This window comes from Intrasporangium mesophilum, assembly GCF_054783095.1.
In genome coordinates, this window is record NZ_BAAGRF010000058.1 from 63,551 (window position 1) to 86,093 (window position 22,543).

Below are 22,543 nucleotides of genomic sequence, written 5' to 3' on the forward strand. Positions count from 1 at the left end.
ACCTCGACCCGATTACCTCGAACCGCGCAGGAGGTGGCCGGGGGCCGGGGGGTGGGGTAGCGCGAGGGCCGCGCGGCTCAGGGCGTTTCGGGGGCGACCTCGCGCCCGTCGGCCGCCTCGACCGGCCGGTTCTGCTCGATCCACGTGTCGATCTGCTCCCACCAGGTGAACAGCCAGTCGATCCGCTCCTCGCGTCCGGCCGGGATCTCCGCCCGGGGCACTCGCCACCATCGCATCACGATCTGCTTGTCCATCGGCAGCTCACGCCAGACGTCGCTGACGGTGTCGAGGTGGTCCAGGCCGGTGTGAGCCACGAGCATGACGTCGGCATCCGGTGCGGCGTCGAGCGCGGCGAGCACGCCACCGGGCCGGGGAGCGATGACGCTGGTCATCCGCTCAGCTCGGGCGGCCATGGAGGCGAGCCCGAGCTTGCGCAACGACGCGATAGCCCTCTCGCGTCGGGCCTGGGTGAAGTTGCCGCCCTCCGGGAAGATGACGAACGCGTCGTTGTCGTCGAGGCCGGTTGCCAGCTCGGCGATCTCCGACTCGACCTCGGCGCGCGCGTCCTTCGAGCCTGGGTTCGGCGTGATGAAGCGTGCGGGAAGCCGGTGCAGGACAAGCCCGATGCCAGGGTCGAGGGCCATGGTGTTCTTGAGCACGACGCGCGGCTCACGGCCGTACCACTGCAGCAGGGCATACATCACGGTGAAGGAGTCGCCCGGCCCGGCGTGCCGCGACAGGACCAGCACCGGCCCGGGGGCGCCTTGGTTGGGCGCCTGCCCCTCGAGCACGACCTTGAGGTGGAGCACGCGAGAGGCCTCGTGGAACATCACCGCGAGGTAGGCGCGCACGAGCGCGTAGTGCGCCCGCGCGAACCACGGCCGCCGGATCGCCCACCCGAACCCGGAGAAGACCCAGAGGTCGAGCATGACGAGGATCATGATCGCCTCGAGGAAGATGTGCAGCAGCGCGATCCACATGACACGCAGGGGCCGCAGACGTCCGGGCACGAGAGGCGACAGTGCCGCAGCAAGGACGACGATCAGCGGCAGCCCGATGATCGCGAGCGCGGCCAGCGCCAGCATCGCCACGGCCAGGGCCATGCGACGCAGGAAGGCGATCACGCCGGCCCCTCGAGCCGGGCGAGGTATGCCGCCGAGGCCACGTGCGCCTGTTCGATCCGCCGGCGTACGGCACTGAAACTGCGGTACGCGAACAGCGAATCCTCTTGTGCCTCAGCTGATCCTGTTGGCATCACATGCATCTCGACCTCCGGGGGGACGGCGGCGAGCTCGCGCAGGTAGCGGTGCCGCCTCGAGATCTCGAACGAGACTCGCGCGACGTCCCAGGGTCGCGTCGGCACCGAGAGAGGCTTGTCCACCCGGCCCACCTGCAGCACGAAGATCCGGCCGGCGCCGAGCTCCACGGCGCGCCCGAGCGGGATGGAGTTGACGATGCCGCCATCGAGGAAGTGCTCGTCGCCGACCTTGGCGGGCGGCAGCAGCCCTGGCACGGCGGCTGATGCGACGACGGCGTCGACGACGCTGCCCGTGGTGAACCAGTGCTCGGTCGCCCGCTCGATCGACGCCGCGCAGCACTGGAAAGGCACGGCGAGGTCGTCGAAGGTGCGGTCACCGAGCTCCTCGCGGATCCGGTCGCGCAGTGGCACGGCCGAGTGCAGGTGGGTGCCGGTCCGGAAGGCGCGGGCCGCCTGCCTCATCGGGCTGTCGCCGTAGATCTCCCGACCCTCGGACGCGCTGTGCCACAGCTCGACCAGCCGCTCGACGACACCGGGGCCCGGGTCCGCGGCGACGAGCGCGCCGTTGAGCGCCCCGACCGAGGTGCCGACCACCAGGTCCGGACGGATGCCGCGCTCGAACAGGGCGCGCAGCATTCCCACCTCGACAGCGCCGAGCAGGCCACCGCCGCCGAGCACGAAGGCGGTCCGTCGCTCCTCCACGTCCTGACGCTACCGCGCTGCGACTGCTGCCGTATGCCGCCGTGCCGCCGGGTGCCCGTATGCCGCCGTGCCGCCGGGTGCTTCGTACGCCGCCGTGCCGCCGGGTGCCCCCGTATGCCGTCGGACCGCGGAGCCGCGTGCCACGATGGGCCGGTGCTCATCTCGAAGCCGGTCGCCGATGCCATCCGGGCCGGTACGGTCACGCAGGCCTTCCGCCGATGGGACGTGCCCCGGGTGAAGGTGGGCGCCACCCAGCTCACCCCGGCGGGCCTGGTGCGCTTCGACGCCGTGAGCCAGGTCCGCGACCCGTCGAAGCTGACCGAGCGAGATGCACGCAAGGCCGGCCTGAAGGATCTCGCGACCCTGCAGAAGTTCCTCGCGCCCACGACGCGCAAGCCATCGGCCCGTGGCGGCAAGGGTGGGGACAGGGTCTACCGCGTCCGGCTCAGCTGGGCCGGCGAGGACCCACGAGTCGCCCTGCGCAACAACCTTCCCGACGATGACGAGCTGGCCGACATCGGGGCCCGGCTCGCGCGCCTCGACGCCGCGAAGCCCTCGGGCCCGTGGACCCGGCAGATCCTGGAGTGGATCCGCGACAACCCGCACGTCGTGTCGAAGGAGCTGGCGGCCCTCCTCGACCGCGACCTGCTCCCGATGAAGGTGGACATCCGCAAGCTGAAGGCGCACGGCCTCACCATCAGCCACGAGGTCGGCTACGAGCTCTCACCGCGCGGTGCGGCATACCTCGACTGGCTGGACCGCCAGCCCACCACCTGACCCCCCCCAACCGCTATGCCGTTGCGCCCCAAGGGCGCTCAGCGCTGGGTAGTGTCCGTCACCTCACCGACGAGCTCTTCGAGCACGTCCTCGAGAAAGACCACACCCGAGACCTCGGCGTCACCGTCGATGACCCGTGCGAGGTGGGCGCCGGTCAGCTGCATGGTGGCGAGGACATCCTCGATCTCGTCGTCCTCGCGGACCGTCGCGAGACGGCGGACCCGCTTGGGCGGGATGGGCTGCTCGTGGCGGTGGTCGTCGGCATAGAGGATGTCCTTGAGGTGGATGTAGCCGGCGATCTCCCCAGCTGCGTCGCGGACGGGATAGCGCGAGAAGCCTTGTTTCGCAACGAGCCTCTCGATGTCGGCCGGGGTTGCTCCCAGCTGGACGGTGGTCAGGGAGTCGACCCCGACGGCCACCTCGCGTGCCCTCTTGTCGGAGAACTCGAGGGTCTTGGCGACGAGCCCGTGCCGCTCCTCCTCGATGAGCCCTTCGCGGCGGGACTCGCCGACGATGTGCGCAACCTCCTCGGCGGTGAAGGCCGAGGCGATCTCGTCCTTCGGCTCGACCCGGAACAGGCGAACGATCGCCTTGGCGATCGTCTCCATCGCGTGGACGATCGGTCGCAGGGTCGTGGCGATGACATAGAGCGGCGGGACGAGGACGAGCGCCGCGCGGTCCGGGCCGGCGATGGCGAGGTTCTTCGGGATCATCTCGCCGACGACGACGTGCAGGTAGCTGACGATGAGCAGGGCGACGGCCAGCGCGGCGCCGCGCGCCCACGCCTCCGACAGGCCCCACCCAGCGAAGACGGGCTCGAAGAGATGCTCGAGGGACGCCTCGGCGAGCGCACCCAGTCCGACCGAGCACAGCGTGATGCCGAGCTGCGCGGTCGCGAGCATCGACCCGAGCCGCTCCAGCGCGAGCAGGCACGAGGCCGCCCGCTTGCTCCCGGCGTCGGCGAGCGGCTCGAGCGTGGACCGGCGAACGGCCATCGCGGCGAACTCGGCACCGACGAAGAAGGCGTTGCCGAACAGGAGCAGGACCGAGACCAGGTACACCCACGCGCCGCTCATGCCCGGGGCTCCTGTGGCTCGTCGGGCTCGCTGGAGGGCCGTCGCGGCGCCGTCTCCGGATCGGGCACGAAGCGCAGCCGGTCGACCCGGCGGCCCTCCATCCCGAGGACCCGGATCCGCCAGCCCGGCACGCGCACGACGTCGCCGACCACGGGCACCCGCCCGAGGCGAGCCATCACGTAGCCACCCATCGTCTCGTACTCCGGCCCGTCGGGGACGTCGGCGTCGAGCGCGTCGCGCACCTCGTCCGGCCGCCACAGCCCGGGGACGGTCCAGGAGCCGTCGAGCAGCTCGCGACCGCTCTGACGTGTGCGGTCGTGCTCGTCGGCGACCTCGCCGACGATCTCCTCGACGACGTCCTCCAGGGTCACGATGCCGGAGGTGCCGCCGTACTCGTCGACGACGACGGCCATCTGGAACCCGCCCTCGCGCAGCTGTCGCAGCAGCGGGTCGAGGCGGATCGTCTCCGGGACCACGAGCCGGTCAGACATCAGGGCCGAGACCGGGACGTCCTTGCGGCGCTCGTGCGGCACCGCCATCGCCCGCTTCACGTGAACGACCCCGTCGATGTCGTCCCAGTCCTCACCGAGGACCGGGAAGCGCGAGTGGCCGGTGCGGCGCGAAAGGCGCAGCACGTCGTCGGCCGTCTCGTCACGGTGGATGCCCGTGCAGCGCACCCGCGGCGTCATGACATCGTCGGCGGTGCGCTCGCCGAAACCGAGTGAGCGCGTGAGCATCCGGGCCGTGCTGACGTCGAGCGTGCCCGCCTCGGCAGAACGCCGGACCAGGCTCGAGAGCTCCTGCGGCGTCCGAGCCCCGGACAGCTCCTCCTGCGGCTCGATGCCGATCGATCGCAGGAACCAGTTGGCCGAGCCGTTGAGCATGACGATGAGCGGCTTGACAACCACGGCGAAGACCCGGACCGGCAGCGCGACGACCTTGGCCGCGGCGAGCGGCACAGAGATCCCGAGGAACTGCGGCACGAGCTCGCCGAAGACCATCGAGAACACCGTCGCGATCACGAGCGCCAGCGTGCTCGACAGGGCATCGACCGCGGACTCCCCCAGCCCGAGGGAGGCGAGCGGCCCGGACAGCAGGGCACCGATCGACGGCTGGGCCAGGTAGCCGACGACGAGCGTCGTGATCGTGATGCCGACCTGGGCCGCGGACAGCTGCGTCGAGAGCTGCTTGAGCGACTGGAGCACCACTCGCGCCCGTGAGTCGCCCTCGTCGATGGCCCGCTGGACGGTCGGGCGGTCGAGTGCGACGAGCGAGAACTCGGCCGCGACGAAGACCGCCGTGCCGACCGTGAGGATGACGGCACCGAGGACGAGCAGCCACTCGGTCATCGGAGCCGGCACCGCCGGCGGTCGCAAAGGTCGCAGTGGGTGGTCATGGTGGGCCCAACTATAGGGAGCGGGACGCGCGCCCGCCGGGGTGGACGAGTCCTGTTCGCCGACGGTATGCCGTGTGGTTGAGTTGGCCCCGACAGGGCGCAGTCGGGCAGCCGGCCGAGGGAGGGACCACATGGTGAGCGAGCGACCGGAGTTCACCGGACGGATCGAGGTGCGGGGGCTGACCAAGCGGTTCGGCTCGCTCGTCGCCGTCGACCACCTCGACTTCGACGTGGAGCCGGGCCGGATCACCGGCTTCCTCGGCCCGAACGGTGCCGGCAAGACGACGACCCTGCGAATGCTGCTCGGGCTGATCCACCCGACCGCGGGCACGGGCACGATCGACGGCCACCGTTACGCCGAGATCCACAACCCGCTGACCGTCGTCGGCTCGGCCCTCGAGGCGACCAACTTCCACCCCGGCCGCACCGGGCGCAACCACCTGCGCGTGCTGGCCTCCGTGGCCGGGATCCCCGACCAGCGGGTCGACGAGCTGCTCGAGCTGGTCGGCATCCCGGCGGCCGCCCGCAAGCGCGCAGGCGGCTACTCGATGGGCATGCGCCAGCGGCTCGGGCTCGCAGCCGCGCTGCTCGGCGACCCGAAGGTCCTCATCCTCGACGAGCCCGCCAACGGCCTTGACCCGGAGGGCATCCGCTGGCTGCGCGGCTTCCTGCGGCACCTGGCCGGCGAGGGCCGCACCCTGCTCATCTCGAGCCACATGCTCTCCGAGGTCGAGCAGACCGTCGACGACGTCGTCATCATCGCCAACGGCAAGCGCGTCGCCCAGGGCACCGTCGAGGAGCTCCGCGGCGACCCCACGGCATACGTCCGCACGTCCGACCCGGACCGCCTCTCCGAGGCGCTCCGCGGGCGTGGCCTCCAGGTCACCTCGAAGGACGGCGGCCTACGCGTCACGACGGAGGACCTCGCCGTCGTCGGCGACGTCGCCCACGCCAACGACGTCGCAATCCACGAGCTGCGCACGGAGCAGACGCATCTCGAGGAGCTCTTCTTCAACCTGACCGAGAGCGAGGAGCACCGCAACCGCAACCGCGGCGACCTCGCCGGCCAGCCGCCGACCGGGGCACCTGTGGAGCTCCCGCCACCGAGCGGGCCGCCCCTCGACCCGGCCCTGCTGGCCGACCCGACGACCTCCGGCGACGCCGGGCGTGAGGACGGTGCCCGATGAGCGCGGCGATCCGCTCGGAGTTCCGCAAGTTCTTCACGACGCGACTCTGGTGGGGGATGGCCATCGCCATCGTCGTCGTCGGCGCCGCCTTCGCCGTGCTCTTCGCGTTCATCTTCACCAGCGACAACGTCCAGGGCGCCGCTGCGGGCGTGGCGCCGCGCACCGACGTGGCGCTCGCCAAGTCGGTCTTCACGAGCGGCATCCAGGTCGGCTACCTGCTGACACTGGCCATCGGGGTCATGACGATCGGCTCCGAGTACCGCCACAAGACCATCAGTGCGACGTTCCTCGGCACGCCACGCCGGGGCCGCGTCATGGGCGCCAAGGTCGTCTCGCTGCTCGCCATCGGCGCCTTCTACGGCGTCCTGTCGCTCGCGGGCGCCGTCGCCGCCGGCACGATCGTGCTCCAGTCCAAGGGCCACCACCCGTTCGCCGACCCGTCGATCTGGCGGACGCTGGCGCTGGCGCTGCTCGCTCTGGGCCTCTGGGGCCTGATCGGCCTGGGCGCCGGCATCCTCATCCCGAACCAGGTCGCGGCGCTGCTCATCGCGGTCGGTGTCGCCTGGATCGTCGAGCCGATCCTCAGCATCGTGCTCACCCTCACGGACTGGGGCCAGCACATCTCGCCGTACCTGCCGAGCCGCGCCACCGGGGCAATGCTCGACACGGCGGCCGGCGGCTTCAACGGCGAGGCGCTCCAGCAGCTGTCCTGGTGGACGGGTGCGCTCGTCCTCGCCGGCTACGCGGCCTTCATGGCCGGTCTCGGCACGGTCCGCACCATCCGCGCCGACATCTCCTGACCCGCCAGGTCGGGTCGCGCGGGACGCGTCGGGGCCCGACCGACACCCGGCCCTCAGTCGAGTGGGCGCCCCGTCCCACCAGCCCCACTCGAGTGAGCGGCCCCGTCCCACCAGCCCCAGTCGAGTGGGCGCCCCGTCCCACCAGCCCCACTCGAGTGAGCGCCCCGTCCCACCAGCCCCAGTCGAGTGGGCGCCCCGTCCCACGCGTCGCACGGTCTCGTGTGACGGGAGTGAGGGGGTGCTCACTCGACGGGGTTGGACGGGCCGTCCGCCTCCGGCATACGTGCGAACGGCCCCATATGCCGGGTGCCGACGAGCGTGACGAACGCCTCGTCGCGTCGCCGGTTCGACATCCGGCGGCGTGTCGGGTAAGGGTCCGTTCGGGGCTAGGCTTGGGCGCGTATAGGCATCGACGCACCCAAGCCAACGAAAGAGGCGCATTCGCCGTGTCCGATCAGTCCACGTCCGGTGACCCGATGGCAGCATTCGGGCCGAACGAATGGCTCGTCGACGAGCTCTACCAGCGGTTCCTGACCGACAAGCAGTCGGTCGACAAGGCCTGGTGGGGGTTCTTCGAGGACTACGGGAAGGGTGACGCGGACGCGAACGGTGCCACGATGGCCCCGGCCCGCACGCAGACGGCTACTGCGACCCAGACGCCTGGCTCCAACACCGCTCCCGCCCCGGCGACCACCCCGGCTCCCGGCGGCACCAACGGCGCCCCCGCCCCCACGACCCCTCCGGCCCCTGCCGCCGCGGCTCCTGCTGCCCCCGCCCCTGCTGCCGCGGCCGCTCCTGCGGCACCTGCCCCGGCGGCCCCAGCGCCTGCCCCCGCCGCCCCGGCGCCTGCCCCCGCCGCCCCGGCGCCTGCCCCGGCTGTCCCGGCACCTGCCCCGGCTGCCCCGGCACCTGCCCCGGCTGCTGCCGAGGCGCCCAAGCCGCGCGACATCCCGGCCGTCAAGGAGACCGGACCGGTCAACGACGACATCGTGACGCCGCTGCGGGGCGCGCCCTCGCGCGTCGTGGCCAACATGGAGACGTCGCTGACGGTCCCGACCGCCACCAGCGTCCGCGCGGTCCCCGCCAAGCTGCTCATCGACAACCGCGTCGTCATCAACAACCACCTGGCCCGCTCGCGCGGCGGCAAGGTCAGCTTCACCCACATCATCGGCTACGCCATGGTCAAGGCCCTGGCGATCATGCCGGAGATGAACAACGGCTTCACCGAGCAGGACGGCAAGCCCGCGCTGATCCGTCCGGCGCACGTCAACTTCGGCCTGGCCATCGACCTGCAGAAGGACGACGGCACCCGCACCCTCGTGGTGCCCTCGATCAAGTCGGCCGAGGAGATGGACTTCGTCCACTTCTGGACCGCCTACGAGGACATGGTCAAGAAGGCCCGCACCAACAAGCTCACCGTCGAGGACTTCCAGGGCACGACGATCTCGCTGACCAACCCCGGCGGCATCGGCACCGTCCACTCGGTGCCGCGGCTCATGAGGGGCCAGGGCGCGATCATCGGCGTCGGGGCGCTCGACTACCCCGCCGAGTGGCAGGGCGCGAGCAACGAGACCCTCAACCGCAACGCCGTGAGCAAGATCCTCACGCTCACCTCGACCTACGACCACCGGATCATCCAGGGCGCCCAGAGCGGCGACTTCCTCCGGATCATCCACGAGCTGCTGCTCGGCAAGAACAACTTCTTCGACGAGATCTTCGAGTCGCTGCGCATTCCCTACGAGCCGGTCCGCTGGATCCAGGACATCGACAGCTCGCACGACGACGACATCAACAAGGTCGCACGCGTCCAGGAGCTCATCCACGCCTACCGGGTGCGCGGCCACCTCATGGCCGACACCGACCCGCTGGAGTACAAGCAGCGCCGGCACCACGACCTCGACGTCACCACGCACGGCTTGACCCTGTGGGACCTCGACCGGACCTTCGCCACGGGCGGGTTCGGCGGCCTGCCGTTCCTCAAGCTCCGCAAGATCCTCGGCATCCTGCGCGACTCGTACTGCCGCACCGTCGGTATCGAGTACATGCACATCCAGGACCCCGAGCAGCGCAAGTGGATCCAGGACAAGGTCGAGAAGCCCTACGAGAAGGCCAACCGCGAGGAGCAGCTGCGCATCATGCGCCGGCTCAACGCGGCCGAGGCCTTCGAGACCTTCCTGCAGACCAAGTTCGTCGGCCAGAAGCGCTTCTCCCTCGAGGGTGGCGAGTCGGTCATCGCGCTGCTCGACCGGATCCTGTGCCGGGCCGCGGGCGAGGGCCTCGACGAGGTCTGCATCGGTATGCCGCACCGCGGGCGCCTCAACGTGCTGGCCAACATCGCCGGCAAGTCCTACGGCCAGATCTTCCGTGAGTTCGAAGGCACCCAGGACCCCAAGTCGGTCCAGGGCTCGGGCGACGTGAAGTACCACCTCGGCACCGAGGGTGAGTTCGTCTCGGAGGACGGCAGCAAGACCAAGGTCTACCTCGCGGCCAACCCGTCGCACCTCGAGGCGGTCAACCCGGTCCTCGAGGGCATCGTCCGCGCCAAGCAGGACCGCCTCAACCTCGCCGGCGAGTCCTTCACCGTGCTCCCGGTCCTCATGCACGGTGACGCCGCGTTCGCCGGGCAGGGTGTGGTCGCCGAGACCCTGAACCTGTCGCAGCTGCGTGGCTACCGCACCGGCGGCACGATCCATGTCGTCATCAACAACCAGGTCGGCTTCACCACGTCGCCGAGCTCCTCGCGCTCTTCGGTCTACTCTACGGACGTCGCCCGGATGATCCAGGCGCCGATCTTCCACGTGAACGGCGACGACCCGGAGGCCTGCGTCCGCGTGGCCGAGCTCGCCTACGAGTTCCGCCAGGAGTTCAACAAGGACGTCGTCGTCGACATGGTGTGCTACCGGCGCCGTGGTCACAACGAGGGTGACGACCCCTCGATGACGCAGCCGCTCATGTACAACCTCATCGAGGCCAAGCGCTCGGTCCGCAAGCTCTACACCGAGTCGCTCATCGGCCGCGGTGACATCTCGGTCGAGGACGCCGAGGCGGCGCTGCGGGACTACCAGCAGCAGCTCGAGCGGGTGTTCGTCGAGACGCGCGAGGCCAAGAAGGCCGCGGCCCCCGCTGCGACCATCTCCGACCACGAGTCCGACGCTCCCGACAATGCCGGCCTCGAGCGACCGACCGCACAGGTCCAGGACGACAAGGCTCCCGCGACACGCTCGGCCACGCAGACGGGCGTGCCGGCGAGCGAGCTGGTGCACATCGGCGACACCTTCGCCAGCCCGCCGGAGGGCTTCACGATCCACCCGAAGCTCAAGCAGCTCATGGACCGTCGCGCCCAGATGGTCCGCGAGGGCGGGATCGACTGGCCGATGGCCGAGCTCCTCGCGTTCGGCACCCTCCTCAAGGAGGGCACCCCCGTCCGGCTCGCCGGTCAGGACAGCCGCCGCGGCACGTTCGTCCAGCGCCACGCGGTGCTCATCGACAAGAACAACGCCGAGGAATGGACCCCGCTGCTGTACCTCGGTGAGGGCCAGGCGCGGTTCTGGGTCTACGACTCGCTCCTGTCCGAGTACGCCGCGATGGGCTTCGAGTACGGCTACTCGGTCGAGCGGCCGGACGCCCTCGTGCTCTGGGAGGCCCAGTTCGGTGACTTCGCCAACGGCGCCCAGACGATCGTCGACGAGTTCATCAGCAGCTCCGAGCAGAAGTGGGGCCAGCGCAGCTCGGTCGTGCTCCTGCTCCCCCACGGCTTCGAGGGCCAGGGCCCCGACCACAGCTCGGCGCGTATCGAGCGCTACCTGCAGCTGTGCGCCGAGAACAACATGACCGTTGCCTACCCCTCGACCGCGGCGAGCTACTTCCACCTGCTGCGCCGGCAGGCCATCCAGCGGCCGCGCACGCCGCTGATCGTCTTCACCCCGAAGTCGATGCTGCGCAGCAAGGCGGCCGCCAGCGACGTCGAGGCGTTCACGCAGGGCGGCTTCCGTCCGGTCCTGCCCGACCACGAGGGCGTGACGACCACTGTCGACCGCGTCATCCTCGCCTCGGGCAAGGTCGTGCACGAGCTCGACGCCGAGCGCGAGAAGCGCGGCGACACCTCGACGGCGATCATCCGGGTGGAGCAGCTCTACCCGATCCCGGAGCAGGAGATCCGCGACGCCGTGTCGAAGTACCCCGGTGCCGAGCTCGTCTGGGTCCAGGACGAGCCGCGCAACCAGGGTGCGTGGCCGCTCATGGCCCAGTGGCTGCACGAGGACCTGTGCGAGATGGGCGAGACGCGGCCGTGGCGCGTCCTGGCCCGCAAGGCGTCGGCGTCGCCGGCGACCGGGTCCTCCAAGAAGCACGCGGCAGAGCAGGCCGAGCTCATGGAGCGCGCCTTCACCCGCTGACCGCCCCACCCGCACGAGGGCCCTGTCACGCTGCGTGGCGGGGCCCTCGCGCTGCCTGACGGCCCGCCTCCGCAGCCCGGCCGGGCGCACGCGGTAACCTCCCCACGTGTACTTCACCGACCGGGGAATCGAGGAGCTCGCAGCCCGTCGCGGCGAGGAAGAGGTCACCCTCGAGTGGCTTGCCGAGCAGCTGCGCACCTTCGTCGACCTCAACCCGGAGCTCGAGGTGCCGGTCGAGCGCTTCGCTACGTGGCTCGCCCGGCTGGACGACGACGAGGACTGAGCACGTGAACAACGGCACCGACAGCGCTGACCGCCCCCGACCGCCCTACGGCGTCGGTCCGGCATACCCCTCGTCCCACACGCAGTTCACCGACGACGCGACGCGGTATGCCGCAGCGCCTCCCCCCGAGGTGAGCTCGGACTCCGTCGAGGAGCCCTACTTCGCCCCCTCGACGGAGTTCACCGTCGCGGAGGGGGTGCGCGACGTGGGCATGGTGTTCATCGGTGCGTCCATGACCGCCGGTTACGGAGACCCCAAGGGCCTGGGCTGGGTCGGTCGCGTCGTGGCCCGCACCCAGCACCCGGACCTCGACCTGACGGCATACAACCTCGGGGTGCGGGGCAACACCTCCGGTGACATCGTCACCCGCTGGGGAGCAGAGTGCTACCCGCGCTGGAAGGGCCGCTCGGAGCGCCGCCTCGTCGTCTCAGTCGGGATGAACGACGTCGTGTCCGGGATGACGATGGCTCGCTCGCGGCTCAACCTGGCGAACGTCCTCGACGAGGCGACCAACGCCGGCATCGGGGTGTTCGTCGTCGGCCTCACGCCGACCCTCGACGACGACCTCAACCGGCGGGTCGCCGCGCTGGCCGAGGCCCAAGCCGACGTGTGCGCCCGGCGCGGCATCACCTACGTCGACTGCTTCAGGCCGCTGGCCACGCACGACCAGTGGATGGCGGACCTTGCGGCAAGCCCGGACCGCGCCCACCCGGGGCAGGCCGGCTACGGCCTGATCGCGTGGCTCACGCTGCACAACGGCTGGAACGACTGGCTGGCGATCAGCTGAGGTCCCGCTCCCCTGCGTCGGGTCAGCCGACCGGTCGGTCCACGCGGCGTCCGGGGGCCGCCACGGCCGCCACGATCGTCGCCACGGCAACCACCGCTATCGGCAGCGCCAGGTCCGTGCGGTCGGCGTCGTGCAGGGACCACGCGACCGGGACCAGGAGCGCGTTGAGCAAGATCGTCGGCGTCCGGGGCCAGGTCGCACCGCGCCACCACCCGACCGCCAGCGCGGCGAAACCGGCGGCGAAGCACACGATGAGGACCCCCAGCGTCGAGGCGGTGGCCACACTCTCGCTCGCACCCGAGACGATCTCGATGACGAAGAAGACCGCGAAGCCGAGCAGCACGAGCGACTCGACGAGCGTGAGCGCTGCCGCGGTGCGCTGGGCGCCCCGCAACGGCGGGCGGGAGGGCGTGGGATCCGTCACGTCTGAAGCGTAGCGAGGGGCCACCTGCGCACCTGCGTGGCGGGTACGAACGTCCGTGGGGCGGGTATGGGCGAGATGCGCGCCGGTTGACTTCCGCTGGGGTCTGGAACTGGGAGCCGACTGCCGATAAGATCACTCCTTGGTGTGACCTTCGACGAGACCGTTGAATACCCACGTGGATCCTGGTCACACTGGTTCATGGCCACGACGCGTACGGAACATTTTCGTGCGCGTTTCCGTTGGTTCAGGGGGCAATCCCCTCATGAACGACACCAACCATGACCTGGCTCCGACAATGACGATGGCGCCGAGACAGCACCACTGCCAGCACAGGCCTGTGGTGCCGAACACTACTTGACTGAAGGAGCACGACCCACATGGATTGGCGCGACCGCGCTGCCTGCCTGGAAGCCGACCCGGAGCTGTTCTTCCCCATCGGGAACACCGGACCGGCCATCCTGCAGATCGAGGAAGCCAAGGCAGTGTGCCGGACCTGCCCCGTCATCGACACGTGCCTCAAGTGGGCTCTCGAGACCGGCCAGGATGCCGGCGTCTGGGGTGGCCTGTCTGAGGACGAGCGCCGCGCGCTCAAGCGGCGCAACGCGCGAGCGCGCCGAGCCGGCTGAGCCTGCCCCACGACCCGAACGCGGCCCGGTGACCCACGGTCACCGGGCTCTTGGCATTCCGGGCTCAGCCGAGGGGGCGCAGACTCGCGGTGAAGCGTGCACGCGTCCCGCGCGGCACCACGGGCTCCCAGCTGATCCGGCCCTGAAGGTCGGCAACGAGCGACTGCACGATCTGGGTGCCCAGGCCCGACCCCGGCCGGCGCGCGGGGTCGATCCCCTTGCCGTCGTCCTCGATCGACACGACGACCATGGGCTGGCCCCGCTCGTCGGCCAGCCGCTCCACCGAGATCCTCACCTGGCCGCCGGTGTCGCCGAGGCCGTGCTCGATGGCGTTCTGCACGAGCTCGCTCATGATCATGGCCAGGGCCGTCGCGTCCTCCGCGCGCAGCCTCCCGAAGGAGCCCTGCGTCACGGTCTGCACGGGGGCGCCGTTCGCGGCGACCTCCACCACCGCGCCGAGCCCGCGCTGGGCGATCGCGTCGAAGTCGACCGTCTCGTCGAAACCCTGGCTCAGCTGGTCGTGGACCATGGCGATGGTGCCCACACGCCGTTCCGCCTCCTCCAGGGCGACCCTCGCCTCCCCGTCCGGGACCCGACGGGCCTGGAGCCGCAGCAGGGCCGCAACCGACTGGAGGTTGTTCTTGACCCTGTGGTGGATCTCGCGGATCGTCGCGTCCTTGGTCATCAGCTCGCGCTCGCGCCGGCGCAGCTCGCCGACGTCGCGCATGAGCACGATCGCACCGAAACGCTGACCGGCCTCGGTCAGCGGGATCGCCCGCATGGACACGGTCGTCCCGCCTGCGACGACCTCGGTGCGCCACGGCTGGCGCCCGGTCACCACAAGGGGTAGACCCTCGTCGACGGGGTACGACTCGCGGACGTTGTCGGTGACGATCTGCGCCAGGCTCGCGCCGACGACCTCGCCGAGATGGCCGAGGCGGTGCAGCGCCGAGACGGCGTTCGGGCTGGCGTACGTGACGATCCCGTCGACATCGAGGCGGACCACACCGTCGCCCACCCGCGGGGCGCCGCGGCGCAGCCCGGTGGGAGCCGTGCTGTGCGGGAACTCTCCCCCGGTGACCATGCGGCACAGCGCGTCTGCCGTCGCGAGGTAGGTGAGCTCGAGGCGGCTCGGCGTCCGTGTGGTCCAGAGGTTCGTATGCCGCGTCATCACCGCCACGACGTGACCTTCACGCACGACCGGGATGTACTCCTCGCGGACGGACTGGTCCGGCCCGTGCTCGTGCGGCACGACGACCTGGCGGACCCGAAGGATTCGCTGCTCGGCAGCGGCCTCGTCGAGCAGGTCCCGCGTCCGTCCCGGTTCGGCGACCCGCCCGACCTGGTCCTCGACGAAGACCAGCTGTCCGGTCGTCGGACGCACGTGCGCAACCGCCTCCCAGCGGTCGCTGATCGACCGGACCCAGAGGACGAGGTCCGCGAAGGACAGGTCGGCCACGAGCTGCCAGTCACCGACGAGCAGATGCAGCCACTCGACGTCGTGGACCGGCAGGCCGGTCCGGCCGCGCAGGAGCTCGCTCAGGGTTGCCACGGGACGAGCCTATTGCGCGCGGATGGCCACCTCAGGACGGGTCCGAGACGTATCACGCCGCCCAACACCCCGATGCTCGGCATGGATCAGACTGACCACTCGACGTGGAACTCGCCACGTCGAGCGGTCAGCTTGATGCGGCTCAGCCGCGTGCGCTCGCGGCGGCCTTGCGGGCCGACTGCTTGGTCGTCTTGACGGCCTTCGCCGCCGACTTCGCGGTGGACTTCGCCGTGCTCTTCGCAGTCGGCTTGGCGGTCGACTTGGCCGTGGACTTGGCGGTCGACTGTGCTGTGGGCTTCGCGCTGGAGGCGGTCGCCTTGGTGGCGGTCTTGGTGGCCGCCTTCGCAGTGGACTTCGCCGGCGCGTTCCGCTTCGAGGCGCCGGTGGCGGACTTGGACGCACGCTGGGCTGTCGCTCCCCCACGCGGGCCCGAGGAGATCGATGCGGCGGCGGCCCGGCTCGCCGAGCGGCCGGCCTCCCTCGCGTCGTTCACCGCCGCGGCCGCCGCGGGTGCGGCGGCCCGGGAGCGCTTGCTGGCGGCAGCCCCGGCCGCGGCGACCCTGCGCGGCGCCGTCTTCGAGGTCGCCGTCGAGGCCGCCTTCGCAGGAGTCCGCCCCGCGCTGCCGTCTGGGCTCGCCGCTACTGCCGACCCGGCCGCCTCGGCCACGGCGGCGGGCAGCTCCACGGCGGTGGGCGGTGCCGACGAGGCGGGCCTCGTCACGGTGCGCAAGGTGCGCAGGGCGACAGACAGCGCGGCTATGCCGGCGTGGCTCATCCGCTCGATGCCGCCCAGGGCGGCGCGGGCCCGGCTCAGCGCGTCCGCGTTGAGCTCGGCCCACTCGGCGAGCCGCTCCGGCGCGTCGTGGCGGGCGTGGCTGACCTCGAGCACGGACCTGGTCAGACTCTCGAGCACGGCATAGAGGTCGTCCCGAAGGGCACCGCGCGCGAGGGCATCCCACCGGTCCTCGCGAGGCAGCGCCGTGACTCGCGTGAGCATCGCGTCGATCGAGAACGTCTCGGACGTCAGGTAGTACACGCCGACGACGTCGTCGAGCCGCTCGCCGGTGTCCTCGGCGATCTCGACGCAGTCGAGCAGCGAGTAGCAGTCGAGCAGCGTCGCGGCAGTGAGGGCGAGGTCCTCGGGAACTCCCTTGCCCTGCAAGTCCTTTGCGCGACGCATGAGGCGCGCACGCTCACTGCCCTGGAGCAGCTCGGGGATCCGGCCGGCATACCGCTCGATGCCAGGACGGAACCGCGCGACCTCGGCCGCGATGTCGAGCGTCGCGGGCCGCGACGTGAGGAACCAGCGGACGGCACGGTCGAGCAGGCGCCGGAACTCGAGGTAGACCGCGGTCTGGGCACCGGTGCTGACGACGTTGTCCGTGGCCTCGACGCGGCGCACGAAACTCGCCAGGTCGAAGATCTCACGGCACACCACGTAGGCGCGGGCCACCTGCTCCGGCGTCGCGCCCGTCTCCTCGACCGCACGGAACGCGAAGGTGATGCCACCTCGGTTGACCATCGAGTTCGCGACAGCGTTGGTGATGATCTCGCGGCGCAGCGGGTGGCCCGCGATCTGGTCGGCGTACTTGCCGCGCAGCGCCTTCGGGAAGTACTCCGAGAGCGTCGTCGCGAACCACGGGTCGTCCGGCAGCGACGTCGCGATCAGCTGTCCCTTGAGGTACAGCTTCGCGTAGGCCACCAGCACCGAGAACTCCGGCGACGACAGCCCCAGGCCGTCCTTCTGGCGGCGGGAGATCTCGGCATCGCTCGGCAGGAACTCCAGCGCCCGGTCGAGGTCGCCGTGCTCCTCGAGGAACTGGATCAGCCGCTCGTGCACCGTGAGCATCTGGTGCTGCTGGGCCCGCGCGTTGCCGAGCAGGACGTTCTGCTCGTAGTTGTCGCGCAGCACCTGGTCTGCGACGTCGTCGGTCATCGACGCGAGCAGGGTGTTGCGCCGCTTCATCGTCAGCTCGCCCGAGCGGGTCAGCTCGGTCAGGGTGATCTTGATGTTGACCTCGTGGTCGGAGGTGTCGACGCCCGCGCTGTTGTCGATCGCGTCGGTGTTGATGCGGACGCCGGCCAGGGCCGCCTCGATGCGGCCGAGCTGGCTCGCCCCGAGGTTGCCGCCCTCGCCGACGACCTTGCTGCGCAGGTCGCTTCCGTTGACGCGGATCGCGTCGTTGGCCCGGTCGCCGATCTCGGAGTTCGTCTCGGAGGCGGCCTTGATGTAAGTGCCGATGCCGCCGTTCCAGAACAGGTCGACGGGTGCGAGCAGGATCGCCTTCATCAGCTCGGCCGGGGTCAGGCTCTTGGTGTTGGAGCGCAGGCCGAGCGCGGTGACCATCTCGGGGGTCACCGGCACCGACTTGGCCGAGCGGGGGAAGACCCCGCCGCCCTTGCTGACCAGCGCGGTGTCGTAGTCGGCCCACGACGAGCCCGGCAGGTCGAACAGCCGGCGGCGCTCGGCATACGAGCTGGCCGCATCGGGGGTGGGGTCCACGAAGATGTGCCGGTGGTCGAAGGCCGCCACGAGCCGGATGTGCTCCGACAGGAGCATGCCGTTGCCGAAGACGTCCCCGCTCATGTCGCCGACGCCGACGACGGTGAAGTCCTCGGTCTGCGTGTCGACGCCGAGCTCCCGGAAGTGCCGCTTGACCGACTCCCACGCGCCGCGGGCGGTGATGCCCATCGCCTTGTGGTCATAGCCCGCCGATCCACCGGAGGCGAAGGCGTCGTCGAGCCAGAAGCCGTAGTCCGACGAGATGCCGTTGGCGATGTCGGAGAACTTCGCGGTGCCCTTGTCCGCCGCGACGACGAGGTAGGTGTCGTGCTCGTCGTGACGCACGACGCGGTGCGGCGGGACCGCCGTTCCCGACATCCGGTTGTCCGTCAGGTCGAGCAGGCCCGAGATGAAGATCTTGTAGGACGCGATGCCCTCGTCCATCCAGGCGGCACGGTCGACTGCCGGGTCGGGCAGCTGCTTGGCGTAGAAGCCACCCTTGCTGCCGGTCGGCACGATGACGGCGTTCTTGACCATCTGTGCCTTGACCAGCCCGAGGATCTCGGTGCGGAAGTCCTCCCGGCGGTCGGACCAGCGCAGACCGCCGCGAGCGACCTTGCCGAACCGCAGGTGCACGCCCTCGACGCGAGGGCTGTAGACCCAGATCTCGAACATCGGCCGCGGCGCCGGCAGGTCGGGGACCTTCTTCGGGTTGAGCTTGAGCGAGACGTAGGACTTGTCCAGGCCACGCTCGTCGGGCTGGTAGAAGTTCGTGCGGAGGCTCGCCTGGATGACGCCGAGCAGCGCGCGCACGATGCGGTCGTGGTCGAGGCTGGCGACGTCGTCGAGGGCCTCGCGGATCCGGGTGACGATCGCCTTCTCGCGCGAGGCGCGCTTGTCGGAGCCCGCATCGGTGTCGGGGAAGGCGTCGGGGTCAAAGCGCGTCTCGAACAGCTCGACGAGGCTGCGCGCGAGGCCGGTGTGGGCCACGAGGGCCGACTCGACGTAGTCCTGCGAGAACGTCGACCCGGTCTGGCGGAGGTACTTCGCGACCGTGCGCAGGATGACGACCTGTCGCCAGGTCAGGCCGGCCCCGAGGACGAGGGCGTTGAAGCCGTCGGACTCCGCCCGACCGTCCCAGACCGCCCTGAAGGCGTCCTCGAAACGCTGGCGGATGTCCGCTTCGGCGGCGCCGCGGCCCCAGGCGTCGGCGTCCGCGCGCAGTCCGAAGTCGAAGATGTGCAGGACCCGACCGTCGGCGCCGGGCACCTCGTACGGGCGCTCGTCCGTCACCTCGACGCCGAGGTGGGTGAACAGCGGCAGCACCTGGGTCAGCGACAGGTCCGCGCGCCGGTAGAGCTTGAACCGCCGCTCCTGCGCGCTCTCGCAGGTCGGGTCGTCATAGAGGTGCAACGCCGTCGTGCGGTCACCGTCACCGATGGCGTCGATGCGATCGAGGTCGTCGACCGCGGTCTCGACGTCGAAGTCCTCCTTGTACGCCTCCGGAAGGGCCTTGGCGTATGCCGCCATGGTGCGGGCGGCGCCCTCCGCGCCGCGCGCCTGCTCCAGCGCCTCGGACAGGTCCTCGTCCCAGGTCCGCGTCGCGTCGATGACCCGCTGCTCGAGGGCCTCCTCGTCGACCTCCGGGATGTCCACTCCGGCCGGCATCCGGACCACGAAGTGCAGGCGGGCGAGGATGGACTCGCTGACGCGGGTGGTGTTGTCGATGTTCGCGCCGCCGAACGCGTCGAGCAGGATCGACTCGATGCGCAGCCGCACCGTGGTGTTGTACCGGTCTCGCGGAAGGTAGACGAGGCACGACACGAAGCGGCCGAACTCGTCGCGGCGCAGGAACAGCTTGGTCTTGCGGCGCTCCTGCAGGTGCAGCACGCTCGTGGCGATGTCGGCCAGCTGCGCCGGGCTGGTCTGGAACAGCTCGTCGCGGGGGTAGGTCTCGAGGATCTGCAGGATGTCCTTGCCCGAGTGGCTGTCCGAGCTGAGACCGGTGCGTCGTAGCACCTCCTCGGCGCGGACGTCGAGCAGCGGGATGTCGTGGATCGTGTCGTTGTAGGCCGCCGAGGCGTAGAGGCCGAGGAAGCGCTGCTCGCCGATGCACTCGCCGCGGGCGTTGAACTTCTTGACCGAGATGTAGTCGAGGTAGACGTCGCGGTGGACGGTCGCGCGCGAGTTGGCCTTGGTGATGATGAGGATCGTCGAGTCGCGAGCGGCCCGGCTCGCGGCCGGGGTGAGGATGACGCCCTTGGCGGCCTGCGGCCGGTCGTAGCGCAGCAGGCCCAGGCCTGTGCCGGGAACCTGCCGCGAGAGGTCGTGACCCTTCTCACTCGTCAGGGAGTACTCGCGGTAGCCGAGGAAGGTGAAGTTGTTGTGGGCGAGCCACTCGAGGAAACGAGCCGCCTCGCGGGCCTGCCGCGGGTCGGTGCCGGGGGGCGTGGCCGCCTTGAGCTCGCTGGCGATCGTCAAGGCGTGGGCGCGCATCTTCGGCCAGTCCTCGACCGAGTCGCGCACGTTGTCGAGGACGTGGGCCAGGCGGGCCTCGACGTCGGCGAGCGCCTCGGACGGCAGCCGGTCGATCTCGAGGTGCATCCAGGACTCGTTGACCAGGCCGAGCGACCCGTTGTCGACGGTGGTGGAGCCGTCGGTCACGACCGTCTTGAGCTCGCCGGTGATGCTGCGCGACACGGTCATCTGCGGATGGACGATGAGGTGCACCCCGCGGTCGAAGCCGCCGAGGGCCGCGACGACGGAGTCGACGAGGAAGGGCATGTCGTCGACGACGATCTGCACGACGGTGTGGCCCGTCGACCAGCCTTCGTCGTCGGCGGTCGGGTTGAAGGCACGGACGTTGTGGGTGCCGATGGGTCGCTGCTGCGCGAACTCCTTGTGCTGCAAGGCGATTGTCGCCAGCTCACGGGCGGGTCGGGCGAGGAGGTCCTCGGTGGCCACGAGCCGGTAGTAGGCGAGCAGGAACTGCTCCAGCTCCTCCGTGGCCCGGTCGGGGGCGCCTCCACCTCTGCGGTGGGCGGGTGCGACGGCCGCTGCAGCAGCCTTCAGGACGTCGATTCGAGACTGTTCGAGTGACGTTGACATGCGGTTGTAAGTTTCCTCACCGTGTGGCCCGTGCCGGCACGTCGGTGTGCCGCGCATCTCACCATGTGAGCCTATCGCCGTTCCGGGGGTGCCCCGAACCACCTGAGGGGCACCGGTGGAGAACTCTCAGGAGCCGTGCGGAACTTCCCTAGAGTTGACTCATGACCGGTGGGAGGCGGGCGGCAGCGCCGTGGTGGACGGGATGACCCCTGCCCGTCCTGCGCCCGGCGCGTCCGGCTCCGCAGGCCGCGGTGACCTCGCCACCCAGCGTTCGCTCGCGGCCACGCGGTCGGCCGCGAGGGACCAGGCCGACGAGCTGCTCGTCCACGTGCCCGTGCTCGGTGACCGTGCAGTCCAGCGCCTGCTCGACAGCTGGGTCGAGCAGGCTGCCGACACGCTGCGGGCGATCTCTGAGGCTGCCGAGGAGCGGCTGCTCGACGCCGGCTCGGTAGAGACGGGCCACGGGGCCGCTGCGCCGGGGACCCCACCCCGAGGAGCGCGGAGATGACCTCGCCGGCAGGGGACCCGGCCTCCACCTCGGCCCTCGGGGGCGCCCTGCGCACCCAGGCCGGCCATCTCGTCGAGCTGGTGCATGACCTCGCGCGACCGGCCGCCGCCGCCGAGCGTGCCGGCCTCGCCGACCAAACCGCTCATGAGCGCGACCTGCTCACCCGCGCCGCGACCGAGCTCGACCGGGTCGGCGGGCTGCTCCAGTCCTGGACGACGACCGAGGTCGAGACCGCAGCCCGGGTGCGTGCTCTCGAGCCCGAGCTCGACCGGTGGGACCTGCTCGTCGACGGCCACCTGGTCCTCGACCGGCCGGGGCCGAGCCGCGTGGACCCCAGCCGGAGGCTGGCCGAGCGGGAGCGTCTCCAGGAGCTGCTCAACCGGGCGACGGCCGCCCGCTCGCGCGAGCTCGCCCGGCTGGCGCGGGAGCTGGAGCGGTCCACCGAGACCCTGGCGACGGTGTCCGGCCGCGCGCGCTCGGGACGCTGACCGCGCCGAGACCCACCGGCATACGCGTCCCGACGGCAGACCCGGCCCGACGGCATACCCGGCCCGACGGCATACCGGGCCCGACGGCATACCTGCCCGGGCGACATACGCGTGCCATAGCGTGTCCGCCATGAGGATCTCCGAGACGATCACGTATGCCGCCGCGCCCGACGCGGTGTACGCCATGGTCACCGACCCCGACTTCCAGGTGCGCAAGTGCGTCGACGCCGGAGCCCAGGAGCATGAGTCGGCAGTGAGCACGGCCGGCGCCGGCGCTCGCGTCGTGACCAGGCGCGACCTGCCCGCCGACGGGCTGCCGGACTTTGCCAGGTCGATCATCGGCTCAACCCTCAGGGTCACGGAGACGTACGAGTGGGGCGCCGTGCAGGACGGCGGCACCCGGTCGGGCACCCTCGTCGTGGAGGTGCAGGGCGCTCCCGTGGCACTGCGCTCGGCCGTCCGACTCGCGGCGCGAGGCGCCGGCACCACGATCAGCATCGACGGCGACCTCAAGGCCTCGATCCCGCTGCTCGGCGGCAAGGTCGAGCGAGCCGCGGCACCGGCGGTGGTGCACGCGATCCGTCAGGAGCAGGAGACCGGCGAGCGCTGGCTCGCCGAGCGTGCCTGACGCCCCTGCGACCTCTTGACGCCCCTGCGACCGCCTGACGACCTCC

General features: G+C 70.8%; 18 protein-coding genes. 10 read left to right on the forward strand and 8 right to left on the reverse strand.

Going from position 1 to position 22,543, the window contains the following annotated elements; translation table 11 throughout:
• Nucleotides 1-77: 77 nt before the first annotated feature.
• Genes ACYVLP_RS25500 through ACYVLP_RS25510 form a run of 3 tightly spaced genes read right to left on the reverse strand, consistent with a single transcriptional unit; the run spans nucleotide 78 to nucleotide 2,104 of the window.
• Nucleotides 78-1,124, reverse strand: coding sequence for a 1-acyl-sn-glycerol-3-phosphate acyltransferase (locus tag ACYVLP_RS25500; protein WP_460630083.1), 1,047 nt, complete (start codon nucleotides 1,122-1,124; stop codon nucleotides 78-80).
• Nucleotides 1,121-1,960: a patatin-like phospholipase family protein gene (locus tag ACYVLP_RS25505; RefSeq protein ID WP_460630084.1), complete on the reverse strand. Its 840-nt coding sequence runs from the start codon at nucleotides 1,958-1,960 to the stop codon at nucleotides 1,121-1,123. Before ACYVLP_RS25505 ends, ACYVLP_RS25500 begins: the two co-directional genes overlap by 4 nt.
• Nucleotides 1,961-1,969: 9 nt before the next feature.
• Nucleotides 1,970-2,104: a hypothetical protein gene (locus tag ACYVLP_RS25510; protein WP_460630085.1), complete on the reverse strand. Its 135-nt coding sequence runs from the start codon at nucleotides 2,102-2,104 to the stop codon at nucleotides 1,970-1,972.
• A 9-nt stretch (nucleotides 2,105-2,113) separates the two neighbouring features.
• Between ACYVLP_RS25510 and ACYVLP_RS25515 the strand changes: the two genes are divergently transcribed.
• Nucleotides 2,114-2,737: an ASCH domain-containing protein gene (locus ACYVLP_RS25515; RefSeq protein WP_460630086.1), complete on the forward strand. Its 624-nt coding sequence runs from the start codon at nucleotides 2,114-2,116 to the stop codon at nucleotides 2,735-2,737.
• Between the two features lie 38 nt (nucleotides 2,738-2,775).
• Here ACYVLP_RS25515 and ACYVLP_RS25520 read toward each other — a convergent pair whose 3' ends face one another.
• Together ACYVLP_RS25520 and ACYVLP_RS25525 are read right to left on the reverse strand one after the other, a co-directional pair.
• Nucleotides 2,776-3,813, reverse strand: a complete 1,038-nt coding sequence (locus tag ACYVLP_RS25520) for a hemolysin family protein (protein ID WP_460630087.1) — start codon at nucleotides 3,811-3,813, stop codon at nucleotides 2,776-2,778.
• Entirely contained in the window at nucleotides 3,810-5,162 is a 1,353-nt protein-coding gene (locus tag ACYVLP_RS25525; protein ID WP_460630088.1) for a hemolysin family protein, read from the reverse strand. Before ACYVLP_RS25525 ends, ACYVLP_RS25520 begins: the two co-directional genes overlap by 4 nt.
• A 178-nt stretch (nucleotides 5,163-5,340) precedes the next feature.
• Here ACYVLP_RS25525 and ACYVLP_RS25530 point away from each other — a divergent pair, with 178 nt between their 5' ends.
• The 5 genes from ACYVLP_RS25530 (at nucleotide 5,341) to ACYVLP_RS25550 (ending at nucleotide 12,660) form a co-directional block, all read left to right on the forward strand.
• The gene (locus tag ACYVLP_RS25530; protein ID WP_460630089.1) at nucleotides 5,341-6,396 is read left to right on the forward strand and encodes an ABC transporter ATP-binding protein; all 1,056 of its coding nucleotides are present in this window, start codon (nucleotides 5,341-5,343) and stop codon (nucleotides 6,394-6,396) included.
• Nucleotides 6,393-7,196 (forward strand): ABC transporter permease subunit, encoded by an 804-nt coding sequence (locus ACYVLP_RS25535; RefSeq protein WP_460630090.1) that lies wholly within the window; start codon nucleotides 6,393-6,395, stop codon nucleotides 7,194-7,196. Before ACYVLP_RS25530 ends, ACYVLP_RS25535 begins: the two co-directional genes overlap by 4 nt.
• A gap of 446 nt (nucleotides 7,197-7,642) precedes the next feature.
• Nucleotides 7,643-11,590: a multifunctional oxoglutarate decarboxylase/oxoglutarate dehydrogenase thiamine pyrophosphate-binding subunit/dihydrolipoyllysine-residue succinyltransferase subunit gene (locus ACYVLP_RS25540; RefSeq protein WP_460630091.1), complete on the forward strand. Its 3,948-nt coding sequence runs from the start codon at nucleotides 7,643-7,645 to the stop codon at nucleotides 11,588-11,590.
• A gap of 106 nt (nucleotides 11,591-11,696) precedes the next feature.
• The gene (locus ACYVLP_RS25545; RefSeq protein WP_460630092.1) at nucleotides 11,697-11,873 is read left to right on the forward strand and encodes a DUF6104 family protein; all 177 of its coding nucleotides are present in this window, start codon (nucleotides 11,697-11,699) and stop codon (nucleotides 11,871-11,873) included.
• A 130-nt stretch (nucleotides 11,874-12,003) separates the two neighbouring features.
• Nucleotides 12,004-12,660 (forward strand): GDSL-type esterase/lipase family protein, encoded by a 657-nt coding sequence (locus tag ACYVLP_RS25550; protein ID WP_460630367.1) that lies wholly within the window; start codon nucleotides 12,004-12,006, stop codon nucleotides 12,658-12,660.
• A 22-nt stretch (nucleotides 12,661-12,682) separates the two neighbouring features.
• Here the strand turns inward: ACYVLP_RS25550 and ACYVLP_RS25555 are convergent, their stop codons facing one another.
• Nucleotides 12,683-13,084, reverse strand: a complete 402-nt coding sequence (locus ACYVLP_RS25555; RefSeq protein ID WP_460630093.1) for a hypothetical protein — start codon at nucleotides 13,082-13,084, stop codon at nucleotides 12,683-12,685.
• Between the two features lie 377 nt (nucleotides 13,085-13,461).
• Between ACYVLP_RS25555 and ACYVLP_RS25560 the strand changes: the two genes are divergently transcribed.
• Nucleotides 13,462-13,710 (forward strand): WhiB family transcriptional regulator, encoded by a 249-nt coding sequence (locus tag ACYVLP_RS25560; RefSeq protein WP_030194844.1) that lies wholly within the window; start codon nucleotides 13,462-13,464, stop codon nucleotides 13,708-13,710.
• Between the two features lie 64 nt (nucleotides 13,711-13,774).
• On the opposite strand, the gene ACYVLP_RS25565 is transcribed toward ACYVLP_RS25560, so the two are convergent.
• Together ACYVLP_RS25565 and ACYVLP_RS25570 are read right to left on the reverse strand one after the other, a co-directional pair.
• Nucleotides 13,775-15,262 (reverse strand): sensor histidine kinase, encoded by a 1,488-nt coding sequence (locus ACYVLP_RS25565; RefSeq protein WP_460630094.1) that lies wholly within the window; start codon nucleotides 15,260-15,262, stop codon nucleotides 13,775-13,777.
• 142 nt (nucleotides 15,263-15,404) lie between these two features.
• Complete coding sequence (locus tag ACYVLP_RS25570; protein ID WP_460630095.1) at nucleotides 15,405-20,873, reverse strand: NAD-glutamate dehydrogenase; 5,469 nt, start codon at nucleotides 20,871-20,873, stop codon at nucleotides 15,405-15,407.
• A 202-nt stretch (nucleotides 20,874-21,075) separates the two neighbouring features.
• On the opposite strand from ACYVLP_RS25570, the gene ACYVLP_RS25575 reads away from it, so the two are divergent.
• The 3 genes from ACYVLP_RS25575 (at nucleotide 21,076) to ACYVLP_RS25585 (ending at nucleotide 22,497) form a co-directional block, all read left to right on the forward strand.
• A complete protein-coding gene (locus ACYVLP_RS25575; protein ID WP_460630096.1) occupies nucleotides 21,076-21,381 on the forward strand; it encodes a hypothetical protein in 306 nt (101 codons plus the stop codon).
• Entirely contained in the window at nucleotides 21,378-21,869 is a 492-nt protein-coding gene (locus ACYVLP_RS25580) for a hypothetical protein (protein ID WP_460630097.1), read from the forward strand. The genes ACYVLP_RS25575 and ACYVLP_RS25580 overlap by 4 nt, the downstream gene beginning before the upstream one ends.
• A 130-nt stretch (nucleotides 21,870-21,999) precedes the next feature.
• Nucleotides 22,000-22,497 carry a DUF2505 domain-containing protein gene (locus tag ACYVLP_RS25585; protein ID WP_460630098.1) on the forward strand — a complete coding sequence of 166 codons (498 nt, stop codon included), beginning with the start codon at nucleotides 22,000-22,002 and terminating at the stop codon, nucleotides 22,495-22,497.
• Nucleotides 22,498-22,543: the final 46 nt, after the last annotated feature.

Excerpts from the sequence above, each read along its gene's own strand:
- ACYVLP_RS25525 (WP_460630088.1), bottom strand. The coding sequence starts at position 5,162 with ATGACCGAGTGGCTGCTCGTCCTCGGTGCCGTCATCCTCACGGTCGGC.
- ACYVLP_RS25535 (WP_460630090.1), top strand. The coding sequence starts at position 6,393 with ATGAGCGCGGCGATCCGCTCGGAGTTCCGCAAGTTCTTCACGACGCGA.
- ACYVLP_RS25570 (WP_460630095.1), bottom strand. The coding sequence starts at position 20,873 with ATGTCAACGTCACTCGAACAGTCTCGAATCGACGTCCTGAAGGCTGCT.
- ACYVLP_RS25585 (WP_460630098.1), top strand. The coding sequence starts at position 22,000 with ATGAGGATCTCCGAGACGATCACGTATGCCGCCGCGCCCGACGCGGTG.
- ACYVLP_RS25530 (WP_460630089.1), top strand. The coding sequence starts at position 5,341 with ATGGTGAGCGAGCGACCGGAGTTCACCGGACGGATCGAGGTGCGGGGG.
- ACYVLP_RS25520 (WP_460630087.1), bottom strand. The coding sequence starts at position 3,813 with ATGAGCGGCGCGTGGGTGTACCTGGTCTCGGTCCTGCTCCTGTTCGGC.
- ACYVLP_RS25560 (WP_030194844.1), top strand. The coding sequence starts at position 13,462 with ATGGATTGGCGCGACCGCGCTGCCTGCCTGGAAGCCGACCCGGAGCTG.
- ACYVLP_RS25580 (WP_460630097.1), top strand. The coding sequence starts at position 21,378 with ATGACCTCGCCGGCAGGGGACCCGGCCTCCACCTCGGCCCTCGGGGGC.
- ACYVLP_RS25575 (WP_460630096.1), top strand. The coding sequence starts at position 21,076 with ATGACCCCTGCCCGTCCTGCGCCCGGCGCGTCCGGCTCCGCAGGCCGC.